18 protein-coding genes and 2 pseudogenes are annotated in these 17,588 nt (G+C 72.8%); 15 read left to right on the plus strand and 5 right to left on the minus strand.

All coding sequences use genetic code 11. The features are described from left to right. The first annotated feature begins 69 nt into the window (after window positions 1-69). The 4 genes from KRR39_RS03665 to KRR39_RS03680 are packed head-to-tail and all read left to right on the plus strand — an operon-like array spanning window position 70 to window position 3,497. Entirely contained in the window at window positions 70-1,860 is a 1,791-nt protein-coding gene (locus KRR39_RS03665; RefSeq protein WP_216940796.1) for a 3-hydroxyacyl-CoA dehydrogenase family protein, read from the plus strand. Between the two features lie 22 nt (window positions 1,861-1,882). Then, window positions 1,883-2,470 (plus strand): TMEM175 family protein, encoded by a 588-nt coding sequence (locus KRR39_RS03670; protein ID WP_216940797.1) that lies wholly within the window; start codon window positions 1,883-1,885, stop codon window positions 2,468-2,470. Further along, entirely contained in the window at window positions 2,467-2,706 is a 240-nt protein-coding gene (locus KRR39_RS03675; protein WP_254185488.1) for an Rv1322 family protein, read from the plus strand. Before KRR39_RS03670 ends, KRR39_RS03675 begins: the two co-directional genes overlap by 4 nt. Window positions 2,707-2,717: 11 nt before the next feature. Next, window positions 2,718-3,497 carry an alpha/beta hydrolase gene (locus KRR39_RS03680; protein ID WP_254185489.1) on the plus strand — a complete coding sequence of 260 codons (780 nt, stop codon included), beginning with the start codon at window positions 2,718-2,720 and terminating at the stop codon, window positions 3,495-3,497. On the opposite strand, the gene KRR39_RS03685 is transcribed toward KRR39_RS03680, so the two are convergent. Genes KRR39_RS03685 through KRR39_RS03700 form a run of 4 tightly spaced genes read right to left on the minus strand, consistent with a single transcriptional unit; the run spans window position 3,494 to window position 8,018 of the window. Continuing rightward, the gene (locus KRR39_RS03685; RefSeq protein WP_216940799.1) at window positions 3,494-4,600 is read right to left on the minus strand and encodes an AI-2E family transporter; all 1,107 of its coding nucleotides are present in this window, start codon (window positions 4,598-4,600) and stop codon (window positions 3,494-3,496) included. The two genes, KRR39_RS03680 and KRR39_RS03685, sit on opposite strands and share 4 nt — an antisense overlap. Next, complete coding sequence (locus KRR39_RS03690; RefSeq protein ID WP_216940800.1) at window positions 4,597-5,778, minus strand: DivIVA domain-containing protein; 1,182 nt, start codon at window positions 5,776-5,778, stop codon at window positions 4,597-4,599. The genes KRR39_RS03685 and KRR39_RS03690 overlap by 4 nt, the downstream gene beginning before the upstream one ends. Continuing rightward, window positions 5,775-7,235 (minus strand): crotonyl-CoA carboxylase/reductase, encoded by a 1,461-nt coding sequence (gene ccrA, locus KRR39_RS03695; protein WP_216940801.1) that lies wholly within the window; start codon window positions 7,233-7,235, stop codon window positions 5,775-5,777. Before ccrA ends, KRR39_RS03690 begins: the two co-directional genes overlap by 4 nt. Before the next feature lie 39 nt (window positions 7,236-7,274). Continuing rightward, window positions 7,275-8,018 (minus strand): GntR family transcriptional regulator, encoded by a 744-nt coding sequence (locus tag KRR39_RS03700; protein WP_254185490.1) that lies wholly within the window; start codon window positions 8,016-8,018, stop codon window positions 7,275-7,277. A 127-nt stretch (window positions 8,019-8,145) separates the two neighbouring features. On the opposite strand from KRR39_RS03700, the gene KRR39_RS03705 reads away from it, so the two are divergent. From KRR39_RS03705 to KRR39_RS24290, 5 genes and pseudogenes are all read left to right on the plus strand, one after another. Continuing rightward, window positions 8,146-9,384 carry an NRAMP family divalent metal transporter gene (locus KRR39_RS03705; RefSeq protein ID WP_216940802.1) on the plus strand — a complete coding sequence of 413 codons (1,239 nt, stop codon included), beginning with the start codon at window positions 8,146-8,148 and terminating at the stop codon, window positions 9,382-9,384. Continuing rightward, on the plus strand, window positions 9,381-10,139 hold the full coding sequence (locus KRR39_RS03710) for a LamB/YcsF family protein (RefSeq protein WP_216940803.1): 759 nt from the start codon (window positions 9,381-9,383) through the stop codon (window positions 10,137-10,139). Before KRR39_RS03705 ends, KRR39_RS03710 begins: the two co-directional genes overlap by 4 nt. After that, the gene (locus tag KRR39_RS24280) at window positions 10,136-11,629 is read left to right on the plus strand and encodes a 5-oxoprolinase subunit B/C family protein (protein ID WP_254185491.1); all 1,494 of its coding nucleotides are present in this window, start codon (window positions 10,136-10,138) and stop codon (window positions 11,627-11,629) included. Before KRR39_RS03710 ends, KRR39_RS24280 begins: the two co-directional genes overlap by 4 nt. Window positions 11,630-12,003: 374 nt before the next feature. Continuing rightward, window positions 12,004-12,105, plus strand: a pseudogene (locus KRR39_RS24285) (D-glutamate cyclase family protein); the annotation flags it as partial. 109 nt (window positions 12,106-12,214) lie between these two features. Then, on the plus strand, window positions 12,215-12,406 hold the full coding sequence (locus tag KRR39_RS24290) for a D-glutamate cyclase family protein (RefSeq protein ID WP_254185814.1): 192 nt from the start codon (window positions 12,215-12,217) through the stop codon (window positions 12,404-12,406). On the opposite strand, the gene mce is transcribed toward KRR39_RS24290, so the two are convergent. Then, entirely contained in the window at window positions 12,391-12,831 is a 441-nt protein-coding gene (gene mce / locus KRR39_RS03730) for a methylmalonyl-CoA epimerase (RefSeq protein ID WP_216940804.1), read from the minus strand. The two genes, KRR39_RS24290 and mce, sit on opposite strands and share 16 nt — an antisense overlap. A gap of 146 nt (window positions 12,832-12,977) precedes the next feature. On the opposite strand from mce, the pseudogene KRR39_RS03735 reads away from it, so the two are divergent. The 6 genes and pseudogenes from KRR39_RS03735 (at window position 12,978) to KRR39_RS03760 (ending at window position 17,587) form a co-directional block, all read left to right on the plus strand. Further along, window positions 12,978-14,166, plus strand: a pseudogene (locus tag KRR39_RS03735) (acetyl-CoA C-acetyltransferase). Continuing rightward, entirely contained in the window at window positions 14,163-15,143 is a 981-nt protein-coding gene (meaB, locus tag KRR39_RS03740; protein ID WP_216940805.1) for a methylmalonyl Co-A mutase-associated GTPase MeaB, read from the plus strand. Before KRR39_RS03735 ends, meaB begins: the two are co-directional and overlap by 4 nt. Before the next feature lie 143 nt (window positions 15,144-15,286). Beyond that, window positions 15,287-15,442 (plus strand): hypothetical protein, encoded by a 156-nt coding sequence (locus KRR39_RS03745; protein WP_216940806.1) that lies wholly within the window; start codon window positions 15,287-15,289, stop codon window positions 15,440-15,442. Window positions 15,443-15,452: 10 nt separating this feature from the next. Continuing rightward, window positions 15,453-15,995 (plus strand): PH domain-containing protein, encoded by a 543-nt coding sequence (locus KRR39_RS03750; RefSeq protein ID WP_254185492.1) that lies wholly within the window; start codon window positions 15,453-15,455, stop codon window positions 15,993-15,995. 48 nt (window positions 15,996-16,043) lie between these two features. Further along, a complete protein-coding gene (locus tag KRR39_RS03755; protein ID WP_254185493.1) occupies window positions 16,044-16,727 on the plus strand; it encodes an ABC transporter ATP-binding protein in 684 nt (227 codons plus the stop codon). Then, the gene (locus KRR39_RS03760; protein WP_254185494.1) at window positions 16,724-17,587 is read left to right on the plus strand and encodes an ABC transporter ATP-binding protein; all 864 of its coding nucleotides are present in this window, start codon (window positions 16,724-16,726) and stop codon (window positions 17,585-17,587) included. The genes KRR39_RS03755 and KRR39_RS03760 overlap by 4 nt, the downstream gene beginning before the upstream one ends. The last annotated feature ends 1 nt before the right edge of the window (window position 17,588 follow it).

Genomic DNA, 17,588 nt, shown 5'->3' on the forward strand with positions numbered 1-17,588 from the left:
GGCAATCTACCTGCCCGCGGGTGTTGTTCCTCACGGCGGTGGCCATGCATGGCGTGCCATGATGCGGCCATGACGAGCAGCACACGTGACTTCAGCTCCATCGGCGTGATCGGCCTGGGCACCATGGGGGCCGGCATCGCCGAGGTCTTCGCCCGCAACGGCTACCAGGTGGTCGGCGTCGAGCAGACCGAGGAGAGCCTCGAGCGGGGCCGCGCGCACGTCGAGCACTCGACCGGCCGCGCGGTGAAGCGCGGCAAGCTCAGCGAGGAGGCGCAGGCCGAGCTGGTCGGCCGGATCGCGTTCACCACGGACATGGCCGACGTGAAGGACTGCGGGCTCGTCGTGGAGGCCGTCGTCGAGAAGCTGCACGTCAAGCAGCAGATCTTCCGGGCCCTCGACGAGATCGTCTCGGTCGACGCCGTGCTCGCGACCAACACCTCGTCGCTGTCGGTCACCGAGATCGGCACCGCCACCTCGCACCCGGGACGCGTCATCGGCGTGCACTTCTTCAACCCGGCCCCGGTGCAGAACCTCGTCGAGATCATCCGCACGGTGGTCACCGAGCCGCAGGTCCTCGAGGACGCCGCCGAGCTGGCCAGGTCGCTGCAGAAGACGCCCGTCGTCGTGGGGGACAAGGCCGGGTTCATCGCCAACGCGCTGCTGTTCGGCTACCTCAACCACGCGGCCTCGATGTTCGAGGGCCACTACGCGACCCGCGAGGACCTCGACGCCGCGATGCGGTTCGGCTGCGGCTACCCGATGGGCCCGCTGGCGCTGCTGGACCTGATCGGCCTCGACACCGCCTTCGAGATCCTGGACACGATGTACAAGCAGGGCCGCGACCGGCTGCACGCACCGGCCCCGATCCTCAAGCAGATGGTCACCGCCGGCCTGCTCGGCCGCAAGTCCGGCCGCGGCTTCTACACCTACGAGGCCGCCGACAGCCCGGTCGTCGTGGACGACGCGCTCACGCCGTCGCCCGACGACCAGCCGCAGCTGCGTCGCGACATCCGCCGGGTGGGCGTGGTCGGCACCGGCACGATGGCCACCGGCATCGTCGAGGTCTTCGCCAAGGCCGGGTTCGCGGTCACCTTCGTGGGCCGCGCCCAGGACCGCCTCGACGGGGTCCGCGCGACGATCGAGAAGTCCCTGGACAAGGCCATCCAGCGCGGCAAGCTCGAGGAGTCCGCGCGCGGGGAGGTGCTCGGCCGGCTGACCGGGACGACCTCGCTCGACGACCTGGCCGACGCCGACATCGTCGTGGAGGCGATCGCCGAGGACCTGAAGATCAAGACGGTGCTCTTCGAGAACCTCGACGAGATCTGCAAGCCGGACACGATCCTGGCCACCACGACCTCCTCGCTGCCGGTGATCGCGCTGGCCTCGGTCACCAGCCGGGCGCGCGACGTGGTCGGCATGCACTTCTTCAACCCCGCGCCGATCATGAAGCTGGTCGAGGTGGTCAGCACGGTCGCGACCGGCGACGACGTCGCGGAGACCACCCGCGCGCTGTGCGCGGCCGTCGGCAAGGTCGCCGTGTCCTGCGGCGACCGGGCGGGCTTCATCGTCAACGCGCTGCTGTTCCCCTACCTCAACGACGCGGTGAAGATGCTCGAGGCGCACTACGCCACGGCCGACGACATCGACACCGCGATGAAGTACGGCTGCGCGCTGCCGATGGGCCCCTTCGAGCTGCTCGACGTGGTCGGCAACGACGTCTCGCTGGCCATCCAGCGCGAGCTGTACCTCGAGTTCCGCGAGCCCGGCTTCGCGCCGGCGCCGCTGCTGGAGCACCTGGTCACGGCCGGCTACCTGGGCCGCAAGACCCAGCGCGGCTTCCGCGACTACACCGTGCGCTGAGCCGTCGGGGGACACTGGTGCCATGAGGACCAGCCGCCTGGAGGCGTTCAGCGACGGCGTGCTCGCCATCATCATCACGATCATGGTGCTCGAGCTGCACGTCCCCGAGGAGCCGTCGTTCGCGGCGCTCGGCGCCTCGGCCACCGGGTTCCTGACCTACGCGCTGAGCTTCGTGTACGTCGGGATCTACTGGAACAACCACCACCACATGTTCCAGGTCGTCGAGCAGATCACCGGCAGCGTGCTGTGGGCCAACCTGCACCTGCTGTTCTGGCTGTCGCTGCTGCCCTTCTCGACCGCCTGGATGGACGAGTCCGGCTTCGCGCAGGTGCCGACCGTCACCTACGGCGTCAACCTGCTGCTCGCCGCGCTGGCCTACTACACGCTCCAGCTCGCGATCTTCAACGGCGGGAGCGGCGACCGGCTGCGGGCGGCGCTGGGCCGCGACCTCAAGGGCAAGCTGTCGCCGCTGATGTACATCTCCGGGATCCTGCTGAGCTTCGTCGCGCCCTGGCTGGCGGTCGCGGTGTTCGTCTTCGCCGCGCTGGTGTGGCTGGTGCCCGACCGACGCGTCGAGCGCTTCCTGGCCTCCGAGGGGACGGCCGCGTGAGCGCCGACCGGGTGGAGACCTGGCGCGGCGAGGAGTACGTCGTCCGGCGGCTCACCGGCTCGGCGTCCACCAAGCCGTACCGCTGCCCGGGCTGCCACCAGGTGATCCGGCCGGCCACCCCGCACACCCTGGCCTGGCCGGTGCTGCCCTCGACGTTCTCCTCGACCGCCACCGGGCTCGACGAGCGGCGGCACTGGCACACGGCCTGCTGGGCGGCGCGCGACGCCCGTCGGTGAGAATGGGCGGCATGCCTGCCATCCGCGCGAACTCGGTCCTGCCCGCCCGACGGGAGGCGGTCACGCTGCACACCGCCGACGGTCTCGAGCTGGTCGGCGAGCTGTCGCTGCCGCTGGACCGCGACCCGGTCGCCACGCTGATCTGCCTGCACCCGCTGCCGACGCACGGCGGCATGATGGACAGCCACGTGATCCGCAAGGCGGCGTTCCGGCTGCCGGCCCTCGCCGGGGTGGCGGTGCTGCGCTTCAACACCCGCGGCACCTCCAGCGAGCAGGGCACCAGCCAGGGCAGCTTCGACAACGGTGACGCCGAGCGGCTCGACGTCGCCGCCGCCATCGAGTACGCCGAGTTCCACGACCTCCCGGACCTCTGGATCCTGGGCTGGTCGTTCGGCACGGACCTGGCCCTGATGCACGGCCTGGACCCGGCCGTGCACGGCGCGATCCTGCTCTCGCCCCCGCTGCGCTACTCGGGTCCCGAGCACCTCGCGGCGTGGGCGGCGTCCGGCAAGCCGGTCACCGCGCTGGTGCCCGAGCACGACGACTACCTGCAGCCCCCGGAGGCCCGGGAGCGGTTCGCCGCCGTGCCGCAGGCGGAGGTGCTCGGCATCGACGGCGCCAAGCACCTGTGGGTCGGAGACGCCGAGACCGTCCTGGACCTGGTCGTGGAGCGGGTCGCTCCCGGGGTCGACGTACCGCTGCCGACCGAGTGGGACGGGCCGATGGAGACCGCGGACACCAGCGCGTACGCCGACCGGACGACCGCGGTCTTCAAGGACGTGCCGCGCTAGCGGGCTTCCTGTCTCGGCATGAAGACCTCCTTGACCAGCAGCGTGATCGCGGCGGCGGTGGGGATCGCCAGCAGCGCCCCGATGACGCCGAGCAGGCCGGCGCCGACCAGCGCGGCGATCACGATGATCGAGCCCGGCAGGTTCACCGAGCGCGACATCACCCGCGGGTAGATCACGTAGTTCTCGAACTGCTGGTAGACGACGTAGAAGATCACGCAGTAGAGCCCGATGTGCGGGTCGGTCGCGAAGCCGATCAGCGTGACGATCACGGCGCCGAGCGTGGCGCCGATCATCGGGATCACGTCGAGCAGGGCCACCACGGCGGCCAGCGCGACGGCGTACTCGCTGAGGCCGACCACGAACAGGAAGACCATCGAGGAGACGCCGGCCGCCATCGCGACCACGAAGGCGCCCGAGACGTAGGAACCGACGTTGTCGATGATCTTGTCGCCGAGCTCGGCGACCCGCTCCCGGCTGCTGGCCGGCGCGAACCGGTAGGCGGAGCGCTTCACCTTGGGCAGCGTCGCCAGGAGGTAGAGGGTCAGCACGACCACGATGAAGGTGTTCGCCAGGAACGACAGCAGCTTGAGCCCGACGCCGACGACGCCGCCGAACAGCGCCGAGCCGACGTTGCCGCCGGACAGCGCCTTCTGGGCCTTGTCGAGCAGGTCGTACTGGTTGTCCAGGCGCCGGATGGTGCCGTTGTGCTGGAGCTCGTCGAACCAGCCGGGGGCGTTCTTGACGATCGTCGAGACCTGGTCGGTGATCACCGGGGCCAGGGCGACGAAGAACAGCGCGACCGCGAGCAGCACGCCGGTGATCACCACCAGCACCGACCAGCTGCGGGCCAGGCCGCGGCGGCCGAGCCACTCGACGACCGGGTTGAGCCCGGCCGCCAGGAACCCGGCGACCACGATCAGGATCAGCGTGGAGCCGACGGACAGGATGATGCCGCCGAGCCACCAGGCCAGGAAGGCCCCGACGGCGAGGAAGAAGCCGAGCTTGAACGGGTGCTGAAGGGAGATGTCGCTGCCGCGGGCGGCCCGGGTCGCGTCGGTGGCCTGACGGGTGACCCGGCCCGCCCGAGTGGACGGCAGGCTCACGTGGTGCTGCTCGGCTCGTCGCCGAACCCGGTGATGACGTCGCGCAGCGCGCCGAGCTGGCCCACGATCGCGTCGCGGCGCTTCTGGTAGCGGTCGACCTCGGCCTTGAGCACCGCGAGCTCGCGCTCGGCCTCGGCCTGGCCGGCCGCGGTGAAGGTCGCGGCCTGGGTCTGCGCGGAGGAGACGATCTGCTCGGCCTCGCGGCGGGCGTGGCTGAGCAGCCGGTCGGCCTCGTCGTGGGCCTGCTTGCGGTGGCTGGCGGCCGCGGAGACGGCCTCCCGGCCGCGGGCCTCGGCGGCGTTGGCGCGCGCCTCGGCCTCCTCCACGAGCTTCTGGGTCTCGGCGGTGGCGGTGGTGTGGTGCTCGGCCGCCTCGCGGGTCAGCCGCTCCTTCTCCACCGCGAGCGTGCGGCGGGCCTCCTGGACCTCGCGGTCGGCGGCGGCGCGGGCCTGCTCGGCGTCCCGCTTCGCGCTGGTCCGCATCGCGTTGGTCTCCTGCTGGGCGGCGAGCCGCAGCTGCTCGCTCTCGCGCCGGGCGGAGCCGAGCAGGTCGTCGGCCTCGGCCTTGGACATCGTGCGCTCCTGCTCGACGTCGGCCATCGCGCGGGCGCGGGTCTCGTCGAGCTCCTTGAGCTGCACCATCCGCATGTCCTCGGCGTCGCGGGCGGCCTCGGCGCGCAGCACGTCCGCGTCCTTGGTGGCCTGGCGCTTGATCTCGTCGGCCTGGGCGCGGGCCTGGACCAGCACGTCGTCGGCCTGCTCCTCGGCGAGCCGCAGCATCTCGCTGGCCCGGCCGCCGAGCCCGGCGTAGGTCGGGTTCTCGTTCTCGGAGACCTGCTGGCGCAGGTCGGCGAGCTGCTGCTCGAGCGCGGTCACCTTGGTCCTGGTGTCCTGCAGGCTCGCGCTGAGCCCGGCCTTCTCCCCGGCCAGGGTGCTGATCTGCCGGTCGACCGCGGCGGTGTCGTAGCCGCGCCGGACGACCGGGAACGTCGTCCGGGCCGAGCTGCTCTCGGCCCGGGCGGGCGCCGCCGGGGCCGGGGCCGCCGCCGGGGGAGCGGCAGGCGTCGTGGTGGTGGGGCTCTTCTGCTGCTGCTTCACCGCAGGAATCACCTGGGTCGCCTCGTTGTCCCCGTTGTCCTCCGGGTCGTCGAAGATGGACAGGCCAGGTCGGTCGCTCATCGTTCCTCCGTCGTTCGCTCGCTCTGCGTCCGTCCAGTCTCCCGGACGTTCCAGCCTATACACGGAAGGCACCCCGGACGGGATGCCTTCGGTGTGCGGAATTCGCGGGACGGGCGCGGGCTAGACCCCCGGAACCGGTTGATCGCCTCGAGGTGCCGGGCGCGCTTCTCCGGGTCGCGGACACCGAGCCCCTCCTCGGGTGCCAGGCAGAGCACGCCGACCTTGCCCTGGTGCAGGTTCTGGTGCACGTCGTACGTCGCCTGCCCGACGTCCTCCATCGCGTAGGCGCGCGACAGGGTGGGGTGGATCCGGCCCTGCGCGACCAGCCGGTTGGCCTCCCAGGCCTCGCGGTAGTTCGCGAAGTGCGAGCCGACGATCCGCTTGAGGCTCATCCACAGGTAGCGGTTGTCGTACTCGTGCATGTAGCCGCTGGTGCTGGCGCAGGTGACGATCGTGCCGCCCTTGCGCGCGGCGAACACCGAGGCCCCGAACGTCTCGCGCCCCGGGTGCTCGAAGACGATGTCGACGTCCTCGCCGCCGGTCAGCTCGCGGATCCGCTTGCCGAAGCGCTTCCACTCCTGGGGGTCCTGGGTGTGCTCGTCCTTCCAGAACCGGAAGTCCTCGGCCTTGCGGTCGATGATCAGCTCGGCGCCCATCTTGCGGCAGATCTCGGCCTTGTCGGCGCTGGAGACCACGCAGACCGGGGTCGCGCCGCCGTTCAGCGCGAACTGGGTCGCGTAGCCGCCCAGGCCGCCGCTGGCGCCCCAGATCAGCACGTTGTCGCCCTGCTTCATCCCGGCGCCGTTGCGGCTGACCAGCTGCCGGTAGGCGGTGGAGTTCACCAGCCCGGGGCTGGCCGCCTCCTCCCAGGTCAGGTGGGCCGGCTTGGGCATCAGCTGGTTCGACTTCACCAGCGCGATCTGGGCCAGGCCGCCGAAGTTCGTCTCGAAGCCCCAGATGCGCTGCTCGGGGTCGAGCATCGTGTCGTTGTGGCCCTCGTAGCTCTCCAGCTCCACCGAGAGGCAGTGCGCGACGACCTCGCGGCCGGGCTGCCAGGTGTGCACGCCCGGTCCGGTCGCCAGCACGACGCCGGCGAGGTCCGAGCCGACCACGTGGTAGGGCAGGTCGTGCTTCTTGGCCAACGGGGAGGTGCGGCCGTAGCGCTCCAGGAAGCCGAAGGTGGACATCGGCTCGAAGATCGAGGTCCACACGGTGTTGTAGTTGATGGCGCTGGCCATCACCGCGACGTAGGCCTCGCCGGGGCCGAGCTCCGGCAGCGCGACGTCCTCGACGTGGAGGGAGAGTCGCGGGTCCTTGTCGCGCGTGGCGAGCCCGTCGAACATGGCGGTCTCGTCCTTGTGGACGGTGACGGCGCGGTAGTGGTCAGGGATCTCGAGATCGGCGTACGCCTCGGCGGACGTCTCGCCGGCGAGGATGGCATCGAGGATCTGCTTCACGGTGAGCTCCTGCGTCTGTGCCGGGCGGGTCGCCAGAATCTACCGAGCGGTAACGACCGGTGTCAGCCAGGTGTGACCTATCTGTCTCGGCGTCCCGCCGAACGCCGTGACCAGCTGGTGCTCGGCCGAGGCGAGGTAGTCGTCCAACCGGTGGGCCGCCTCGGTGGCCCGTCCCGCCTCGACCAGGTCGGTGATCGCGGCGTTCTCCGTGAGGTAGGGCTGGTGGAAGTCGCCGGGCTGGTTCATCTGGTGGAAGAACAGCCGCATCTCGGCCAGCAGCAGGTCCATCTGGGCGTCCAGCCGGGTGCTGCCCGCCAGCGCGACGACGGCACGGTGGAAGTGCTGGTTGGCGCTGGCCACGCCCGCCCAGTCGCCGCGGGCAGCGGCCGCGGTGCCCTCGTCGACCGCGCTGCGCAGCCGGGCCACCTGGGCCTCGTCGGGGGTGCCGGCGGTGAGCAGCGCGGCGGGCTCGATGAGCCGGCGCACCCGGTAGACGTCCGCCACGTCGTCGGCGTCGGGCGTGGTGACCACGACCCCGCGGTTCGGCTCCCGCACCAGGATCCGCTCGGCGACCAGCTGGCTGAGCGCCTCGCGCAGCGTGTTGCGCGAGACGCCGATGGCCTGGGCCAGGCGCTCCTCGGGCAGCCGGGTCCCCGAGCGGAGGAGTCCCTCGACGACCTGCTCGCGCAGCACGCGCGCGGCGCGGTCGGCCGAGGTGCTCATCACCGCACGGTGCCCGCGGCGCTGGTCGGCCAGGGACGTGAGGACGGCGTCGAGGGTCATGGACCGGAGTCTAGCCACGGCCGGTTGTTGGATCGGGGGGATTGCAAAATTGTTGAACAATGCCTAGGGTCGAACGGATTGCTGTGATCTGGCCCACGCCGACCGTGACCGTTCTCGAGGAGACCGCATGACCGCTCCCACCCCGCCGCCACCCCGCACCGAGCCCCGGACCCGGACCCGCGAGGAGTCCAGGCTGGCGCGCTCCGCCCTGCTCGGCGCCGTCTTCCTGATGGCCACCAGCGCGATCGGTCCGGGCTTCATCACCCAGACCGCGACCTTCACCGTCCAGCTCGGCGTCGCCTTCGCCTGCGCGATCGTGCTGTCGGTCGTCGTGGACGTCGCCGTGCAGCTGAACGTCTGGCGGGTGATCGGGGTCTCCGGACTGCGTGCCCACGAGCTCGGCAACCGGGTGCTCCCCGGTGTCGGCTACCTCCTGGCCGGGCTCGTGGTGCTCGGCGGCGTGGTGTTCAACGTCGGCAACATCGCGGGCAGCGGGCTGGGAGTCGAGGCGATGTCCGGGGTCGACCCCCGGATCGGCGGCGCGCTGTCCGCGCTGCTGGCCATCGGGATCTTCGTCAGCAAGAAGGCCGGACTGGCCCTGGACCGTGCGGTCATCGGGCTCGGCCTGCTGATGATCCTGGCCACCTTGGTCATCGCGATCACCTCCGACCCGCCGGTCGGCGACGCGCTCGCGAACGTCGTACGCCCGGAGAAGTTCAGCTTCCTGGCGGTCACCACCATCATCGGCGGCACCGTCGGCGGCTACATCACCTACGCCGGCGCCCACCGGATGCTGGACTCCGGGCGCACCGGTCCCGAGCACGTCGGGGAGATCACCCGCAGCTCGGTCGTCAGCATCCTGGTCACCGGCCTGATGCGGGCCCTGCTGTTCCTGGCCATCCTCGGCGTCGTCGTGGGCGGCGCGAAGATCGCCTCCGACGACCCCGCCGGCAGCGCCTTCCAGGCGGCCGCGGGGGAGGTCGGCCTCCGGGTCTACGGCCTCGTCCTCTGGGCCGCCGCGCTCACCTCGGTGATCGGCGCCGCCTACACCTCGGTGTCCTTCATGACCACGTCGAAGACCCCCGAGCGCACCCGCAACATGCTCACCGTCGCGTTCATCGCGATCACCGCGGCGATCTACGTGATCGTCGAGCAGACGCCGGTGACGCTGCTGGTCTTCGCCGGGACGTTCAACGGCCTGATCCTGCCGATCGGCCTGGGCGTGCTGCTGTGGGTCGCCTGGCGCCGTCGGGACCTGATGAACGGCTACCGCTACCCGGCGTGGCTGCTCGGCGTCGGCGTGCTCGCCTGGCTGCTGACCCTCTACCTCGGGTACAACGCCGTGCAGATGCTGGGGGACCTGTGACCCGGATCGACCTCAACAGCGACGTGGGGGAGTCCTACGGGCGCTGGGAGCTCGGCGACGACGCCGCGGTCCTCGGCGTGGTCACCAGCGCCAACGTGGCCTGCGGCTACCACGCCGGGGACGCCACCACGCTGCGCCGGACCTGCGTGCTCGCCGCCGAGCAGGGCGTGGTCGTCGGGGCCCAGGTCGGCTACAACGACCTGGCCGGGTTCGGCCGGAGGTTCATCGACATGGACCCCGTCGAGCTGGTCGACGACATCCTCTACCAGATCGGCGCGCTGGAGGCGCTGGCCCGGGCGGCCGGGGTCACCGTGCAGTACGTCAAGCCGCACGGTGCGCTCTACAACGCGGTCGTGGAGCACGAGAGCCAGGCCCGGGCCGTCGTGGACGCGGTCCGCACCTACGACCCCGCCCTGCCGCTGGTGGGCCTGCCGGGCTCGGTGCTGCTGGCCACCGCCGAGCGGGCCGGGCTCCGCACGATCCGGGAGGCGTTCGCCGACCGGGCCTACACGCCGCAGGGCACGCTCCTCCCGCGCCGGGAGGCCGGCGCGGTGCTCAGCGACCCGGCCGAGGTCGCCCGCCGGGTGGTGCAGATGGTGGTCGACGGGCACGTGGACGCCGTCGACGGCAGCCGGGTCACGGTGCACGCCGAGTCGGTCTGCGTGCACGGCGACTCCCCGGGAGCGGTGGCGATGGCGCGGCGGATCCGGGCGGACCTGACCGCCGCCGGGGTCGAGCTGGGGGCGTTCGTGTGAGCGCGCCGACCGTGCTGGCCTACGGCGACCGGGCGCTCCTCGTCGAGCTCGGGGGCACCGAGCGGGTCGTCGCCTGGGTGGACGCCCTGCGCCGGCTGGGCGTGGCCGGCGTCGCCGACCTGGTGCCCGCCGCCGAGACCGTGCTGGTGGTCGCCGACGAGGGCGTGGACGTCCGGGTCCTGCGCGCGGCGCTGGCCGCCGTCGTGCCCGGGGCCGCCGGGGCTCTGCCGTCCGACGGTGACGTCGTGGAGATCCCGGTCACCTACGACGGCCCCGACCTGGCCGACGTCGCCCGGCACACCGGCCTCAGCGAGGGCGAGGTGGTCGCGGCGCACAGCGGCGCGCTCTGGCGGGTCGCCTTCGGCGGGTTCGCCCCCGGCTTCGCCTACCTCGTCGGGGACGACGACCGGCTGCACGTCCCGCGCCGCGACAGCGCCCGCACGGCGGTGCCCGCCGGCGCGGTCGCCCTGGCCGGCGACTACAGCGGGGTCTACCCGCGCGAGTCCCCGGGCGGCTGGCAGCTGATCGGTACGACGGACCTGCGGATGTGGGACCTCGACCGGGACCCGCCCGCCCTGCTCCGTCCGGGGGGCCGCCGTCCGCTTCGTGCAGGTGGACCGGCCGTGACCGGGCGGCTCCGCGTGCTGAGCCCCGGACCGCTCTGCCTCGTCGAGGACCTCGGCCGTAGCGGCGTCTCGGGCATCGGGGTGGGCCGCTCCGGCGCCGCGGACCGGGCGGCGCTGCGCCTGGCGAACCGGGCGCTGGCCAACCCCGAGGGCGCCGCCGCCCTGGAGGTGACCCTCGGGGGCCTCGAGCTCGAGGTCGTCGCCGGCCCGGTCTGGCTGTGCGTCACCGGCGCCCCCACCCCGGTCAGCATCGACGGGCGCGAGGTCGGCCCCTTCGCCGTCGTCGCGGCGGCCGAGGGGTCCGTCGTACGCCTGGGGATGCCGCCGACCGGGCTGCGCTCGTACGTCGCCGTGCGCGGCGGGGTGGACGCGCCCGCGGTCCTGGGGTCGCGCAGCCACGACGTGATGGCCGGGCTCGGCCCCGCGCCGCTGGCCGCCGGCGTCGAGCTCGGGGTCGGCGTGCCGCCCCGCAGCCAGCCGCACGTGGACCACCTGCCGCCCGGCCGGACCTCCGAGGAGGTGGTGCTCGGCGTGGTCCGGGGCCCCCGGGACACGTGGGTGGCGGACGCCGACCTCCTGGTCGCGACGTCGTGGACCGCCTCCGAGCGCAGCAACCGGGTCGGCATGCGGTTGTCCGGCGGTCGCCTCGAGCACGTCGACCCCGGCAGGCAGCTGCCCAGCGAAGGGGTCTACCGCGGCGGCATCCAGGTCCCGCCGAGCGGCGAGCCGGTGCTGTTCCTCGCGGACCATCCCGTCACCGGCGGGTACCCCGTGATCGCGGTCGTCGTGGACGCCGACGTCGACCGGGCGGCCCAGGTGCGGCCCGGACAGTGCGTCCGGTTCTGCTGGGTGGCGGCGCCGTGAACGTCGCCGACGTGCCGCCCGCCGAGGCCCGGGCCCGCTTCCGGGACGGCCTGGTGACCCCCACCGCGGGCTGGTCGCGCGGCTGGACGCAGGCCAACCTGATCGCGGTGCCGCGGGACCTGGCCTACGACTTCCTGCTGTTCGCCCAGCGCAACCCCAAGCCCTGCCCGGTCCTCGACGTGATCGACGCCGGAGCGGTGGCCGGGCCGCTGCTCGACGGCGACATCCGCACCGACGTCCCCGCCTACCGGGTGTACGTCGACGGCGAGCTCGTCGAGGAGACCCCCGACGCGCGGGCGTCCTGGCGCGAGGACCTGGTGTCCTTCCTGATCGGCTGCAGCTTCACGTTCGAGGGCGCGCTGCTCGACTCGGGCGTGCCCGTCCGGCACGTCGAGCAGGGCGTCAACGTGCCGATGTTCACCACGTCGCGGCGCTGCCGACCGGCCGGCGCGCTGTCCGGTCCGCTGGTCGTCTCGATGCGGCCGGTCCCGGCCGGCCAGGTCGCGGACGCGGTGCGGGTGACCTCACGGTTCCCCGCGGTGCACGGGGCCCCGGTGCACGTGGGGGGACCCGGCGGCGCTGGGCATCACCGACCTCGGCAGCCCGGACTTCGGCGAACCGGTGGACGTCCGGCCCGGCGAGGTGCCGGTCTTCTGGGCGTGCGGGGTGACCCCGCAGGCGGTGGTGCAGGAGTCCCGGCCGCCGCTGGCGATCACGCACGCACCGGGGCACATGCTGGTGACCGACGCGCGGGACAGCGACTACCTGGTGCCGTGAGGCTCGACCAGCTCGACCAGCACGCCGCCCGCGTCCTTGGGGTGCACGAAGTTGATCCGGCTGTCCGCCGTACCGCGGCGCGGCTCGTCGTAGAGCAGCCGCAGGCCGCGCTCGCGGAGCACCGCCGAGACCTGCTCGACGTCGGTGACCCGGTAGGCCAGCTGCTGCAGGCCCGGTCCGGACCGGTCGAGGAACTTCGCGATCGTGGAGGTCTCGTCGATCGGCGCCAGCAGCTGGATGCGCTGGTCGCTGTCGCCGACCGCGAGCATCGCCTCGCGGACGCCCTGGTCCTCGTTGACCTCCTGGTGGGTGACCCGCATGCCGAAGGCGGAGGCGTAGAACGCGATCGCCTCGTCGAGGTCGGGCACCGCGATGCCGACGTGGTCGATGCACACGAACAGGTGGTCGGGGATCTGGACGCTCATGGGCACATGGTGTCCCGAGCCCCGGGGGAGCCGCGAGGGACTGTGACCTGTTCCTCACCCGGCAGGGCGGCACCGGCCCTCCCGCCGGGCGCCGCGGCTGGGTAGGGTCCGAGACGAGAAGGTTCTCGTTCCCAGCAGGAGGCGTCATGTCCGGATCCGTGATCGTTGCCGGTGCTCGCACCCCGATCGGCCGTCTGTTGGGCGGCCTGAAGGACCAGTCCGCCGCCGACCTCGGCGGGGTCGCCATCAAGGGCGCCCTGGAGAAGGCCGGCGTCCGCGGCGACCAGGTCGACTACGTGATCATGGGCCAGGTCATCCAGGCCGGTGCCGGGCAGATCACCGCCCGCAACGCGGCGTACAAGGGTGGCATCCCGCTCGACGTCCCCTCGATCACCATCAACAAGGTCTGCCTCTCCGGCATCAACGCGATCGCGATGGCCGACCAGCTGATCCGCGCCGGCGAGCACGAGATCGTCGTGGCCGGCGGCATGGAGTCGATGACCCAGGCGCCGCACCTGCTGCCGAAGTCGCGGGAGGGCTTCAAGTACGGCGACGTGGAAGCTCGTCGACTCGATGGCCTACGACGCGCTCTACGACCAGCTCACCGACCAGCCGATGGGCGGGCTCACCGAGAGCTGCAACGCCGCGGGCGCCCGGCTGACCCGCGAGGAGCAGGACGCGTTCTCCGCCCGGTCCCACCAGCGGGCCGCCGAGGCCTGGAAGAACGGCGTGTTCGACGACGAGGTCGTGCCGGTCGAGATCCCGCAGCGCAAGGGCGACCCGGTCGTGGTCTCCCAGGACGAGGGCATCCGCGGCGACACCACCACGGAGTCGCTGAGCAGGCTGCGTCCGGCGTTCGACAAGGACGGCACCATCACCGCCGGCTCCGCCTCCCAGATCTCCGACGGCGCCTGCGCGGTCGTGGTGATGAGCAAGGCCAAGGCCGAGGAGCTCGGGCTCACCTGGCTCGCCGAGATCGGTGCCTCCGGCCAGGTCGCCGGCCCCGACTCGACGCTGCAGATGCAGCCGGCCAACGCGATCGCCAAGGCCTGCGCGAAGGAGGGCATCGAGGTCTCCGCGCTCGACCTGGTCGAGATCAACGAGGCCTTCGCGGCCGTCGGCATCGTCTCCGCCCGCGAGCTGGGCCTCTCCGAGGACAGGGTCAACGTCAATGGCGGCGCCATCGCGCTCGGCCACCCGGTCGGCATGTCCGGCGCCCGGATCGCGCTGCACCTCGCCCTGGAGCTCAAGCGCCGCGGCGGCGGCACCGGTGCGGCCGCCCTGTGCGGCGGCGGCGGTCAGGGCGACGCGCTGATCCTGCACGTCCCGGCGTGAGCACCGGCGTCGGCGGCCGGCGTTCCCAGGCGTCGGTCCCCGACCTCGTCGGACGCGCCCGCGCGGGCGAGGCCCGTGCCGTGGCCCGGCTGATCTCCCTCGTCGAGGACGAGTCGCCGCTGCTGCGCGAGGTGATGGCCGGCCTCGCGCCGTACACCGGGAACGCGCAGATCGTCGGCATCACCGGCCCGCCCGGGGTGGGCAAGTCGACCTCGACGAACGCGCTCGTGGCCGCGCTGCGCGCGAAGGACCAGCGCGTCGGGGTGCTCGCCGTCGACCCGTCCTCGCCGTTCTCCGGCGGCGCCCTGCTCGGTGACCGGGTGCGCATGCAGGACCACGCCCTCGACACGGAGGTCTACATCCGGTCGATGGCCTCCCGGGGCCACCTCGGCGGGCTGGCCTGGACCACCCCGCAGGCGCTGCGGGTGCTGGACGCCGCGGGCTGCGACATCGTGCTGATCGAGACGGTCGGCGTGGGGCAGAGCGAGGTCGAGATCGCCGGGCTGGCCGACACCACGCTGGTGCTGACCGCGCCCGGGATGGGTGACGGGATCCAGGCGGCGAAGGCCGGCATCCTGGAGATCGGCGACGTGTTCGTGGTCAACAAGGCCGACCGGGACGGTGCCGACCAGGTGCGCCGCGACCTGCGCAACATGATCGCGCTCGCCGAGCGGGGCGAGGACGCGTGGCGGCCGCCGATCGTGCAGACGGTCGCGCAGACCGGTCAGGGCGTGGACGAGGTCGTGGAGAAGATCGAGGAGCACCGCGCCTGGATGGAGTCGACCGGCGAGCTCGACCGGCGCCGGGTACGACGGGCGCGGGACGAGATCGAGGCCATCGCGGTCACCGCGCTGCGCCGCCGGTGGGGCAACGTGCACGAGCGCACCGAGCTCGACGCGCTGGCCGAGAAGGTCGTGGCCGGGGCGTCGGACCCGTACGCCGCCGCCGACTCGCTGCTGGCGACCTACACCGACTGACCCAGGACGGCCGGGGTGCCGACCGCGCGCCTCCGACCACCGGGGCCCGGACTTTGCTACGAATGGTGCGTTCCTGTGTGCACTGCCGTGCGCCCGGGGGCCGACCACCACGCACGGGGCCACAGATCGGACGGAGCACAGGGATGAAGAAGCTGCTGGGCGGCGTCGTCATCGCGTTCGCGCTGTTCTACCTCCTCACCCAGCCGCAGGCCGCGGCCGAGGTCGTCAAGGGCGCCGGCGGTGTCGTGGAGGACGCGTTCAACGCCGTCATCGCCTTCATCAGCGCGCTGTTCCACTAGGCGCCCCACGGTGCTGGGGTGGCTGCGCAGCGTCCGTGACGCCCGGGTCCGGCGACGCCTGCTGCGCGACGTCGACGTCCACGAGGACATCGTCGACGAGGTGCACCACCACCGGGTCGTCTACACCGTCCCGGCGGTCGAGCTGGTCCTGGCCGCGGCGGTGTTCTACCTGTTCCTGGTCTCCTCGGTCCAGGTCGGCTGGCTGCTGCTGGTGGTGATCGCCGCACTGCTCGGCCACGCCGGCTGGCGCGCGCTGCTGCAGTTCATGGACGTCTTCGTGGTCACCAACATGCGGGTGTTCCGGGTGACCGGGGTGCTCTCCAGCAAGCACGCCACCACGCCGCTGTCCCGGATCCTCGACATCACCGTCGACCAGCCGTTCCTCGGGCTGCTGCTCGGCTACGGCCACTTCACCTTCGAGTCCGCGGCCCAGGAGCAGGGCCTGCGCGACATCCGCTACGTCCCCAAGCCCCTCGAGCGCGACCTGGTGATCCAGCGGCACGTGCAGGCCTCCGGCCTGCGCGGTCCCCGCCCCGACCACCACAGGCGATAAGGTCCGGCGTCGTGGACGCGGGGGGAGCTGTGGACGGACGGGGTCGGGGTGACCGGCCCGCACGGACCGCTGCTGGCCGGGGTGACGTTGCGGGCCCGGCCGGGCCGGCTGCTCGCGGTCACCGGCTCCAGCGGGTCGGGCAAGACCACCCTGCTCGCGGTCCTCGGCGGCCTGCTCCGCCCCGACAGCGGCACCGTGGCCTACGGCGACCAGGAGGTCGGCACCCGCGACGGTGAGCCGCGCCGCGGCACCGCGCTCGTCCTGCAGACCTACGGCCTGGTGCCCAGCCTGACCGCGGAGGAGAACGTCGCGGTGGCGCTGCGGGCGCGCGCCGTCGCCCCCGACGAGGCCAACGCCCGGGCGCGCGCGGCCCTGGACCGGGTCGGCGTCGGCGACCTCGCCGAGCGGCTGGTCACCGAGCTCTCCGGGGGGCAGCTCCAGCGGGTGGCCGTGGCCCGGGCCCTGGGCGCGCAGCCGGAGGTGCTGCTCGCCGACGAGCCGACCAGCGAGCTCGACGAGGTCAACCGCGACCTGGTGGTCGCCGAGCTCCGCGCGGAGGCGGACCGCGGCGCGGTCGTGGTGGTCGCCACCCACGACCCCGAGGTCGCCGACCGGTGCGACGACGAGCTGCACCTCGTGGACGGGCGGGCCGGGGGGCACCCGGTCCGGACGGTGCTCACCGTCGAGGACGGGCCCGAGCACGCGCACGACCTGTTCCGGCGGCCCGGATGAGTGAGCGGCCGATGGGCGGCGTGGCGGTGCGCTGCGTCAACGTGGTGCAGATCTACACCACCGCGGGCGGGCACGACGTCGTCGCGCTGCGCGGGGTGGACCTCGACATCCGGCCGGGGGAGGAGGTCGCCCTGCTCGGGCCGTCCGGGTCCGGGAAGTCCACGCTGCTCAGCCTGTTCGGCGGGGTGCTGCGGCCCTCGGCCGGGAAGGTGCTGGTCGACGGGCGGGACATCTCCCGGATCCGTGAGGCCGAGCTGGGCCGGCTGCGCTCCGGCACGGTCGCCTCGCTGCTCCAGGGCGCCGGCCGCAACCTGCTGCCCTACGCCAGCCCGGAGGAGAACGTGGAGTTCGCCCGCCGGGCGCTCGGGGCGGCGGCGCGGCGCCGGCTGCCCGGTCCCGCCGAGCTGCTCGACCGGCTCGGCCTGGGCGGCCTGGCCGGCCGTCCGCTGGCCGCGATGTCCGGCGGCGAGCGCCAGCGGGTGGCCTTCGCCTCCGCCATCTCCTCGGGCGCCGGCCTGCTGCTCGCCGACGAGCCGACGTCGCAGCTGAGCCACGACGACCGCGACGCGATGGTCGAGCTGGTGCACGTGGTCAACCGGGAGTTCGGCACCACCGTCGTGCTGGTCACCCACGACCCCGAGGTCGCCGCGCGGATGCCCCGCAGCATCACCATCCGCAACGGCCGGATCGGCTCCGAGGGCCGGCACGGCTTCGACTTCGGGGTGGTCGACGAGGACGGTGCCGTGCACATCCCCGACGACCTCGCGCGCCGGTTCCCCGCGGGCACGCTGGTGCAGTTCGAGGAGACCGCCGACGGCGTGGTGCTCCGGCCGCTCGACGAGCAGGGCGAGCGCGCGTGAG

The sequence above is a fragment of the Nocardioides panacis genome (genome assembly GCF_019039255.1).
Lineage (GTDB): Bacteria > Actinomycetota > Actinomycetes > Propionibacteriales > Nocardioidaceae > Nocardioides_B > Nocardioides_B panacis.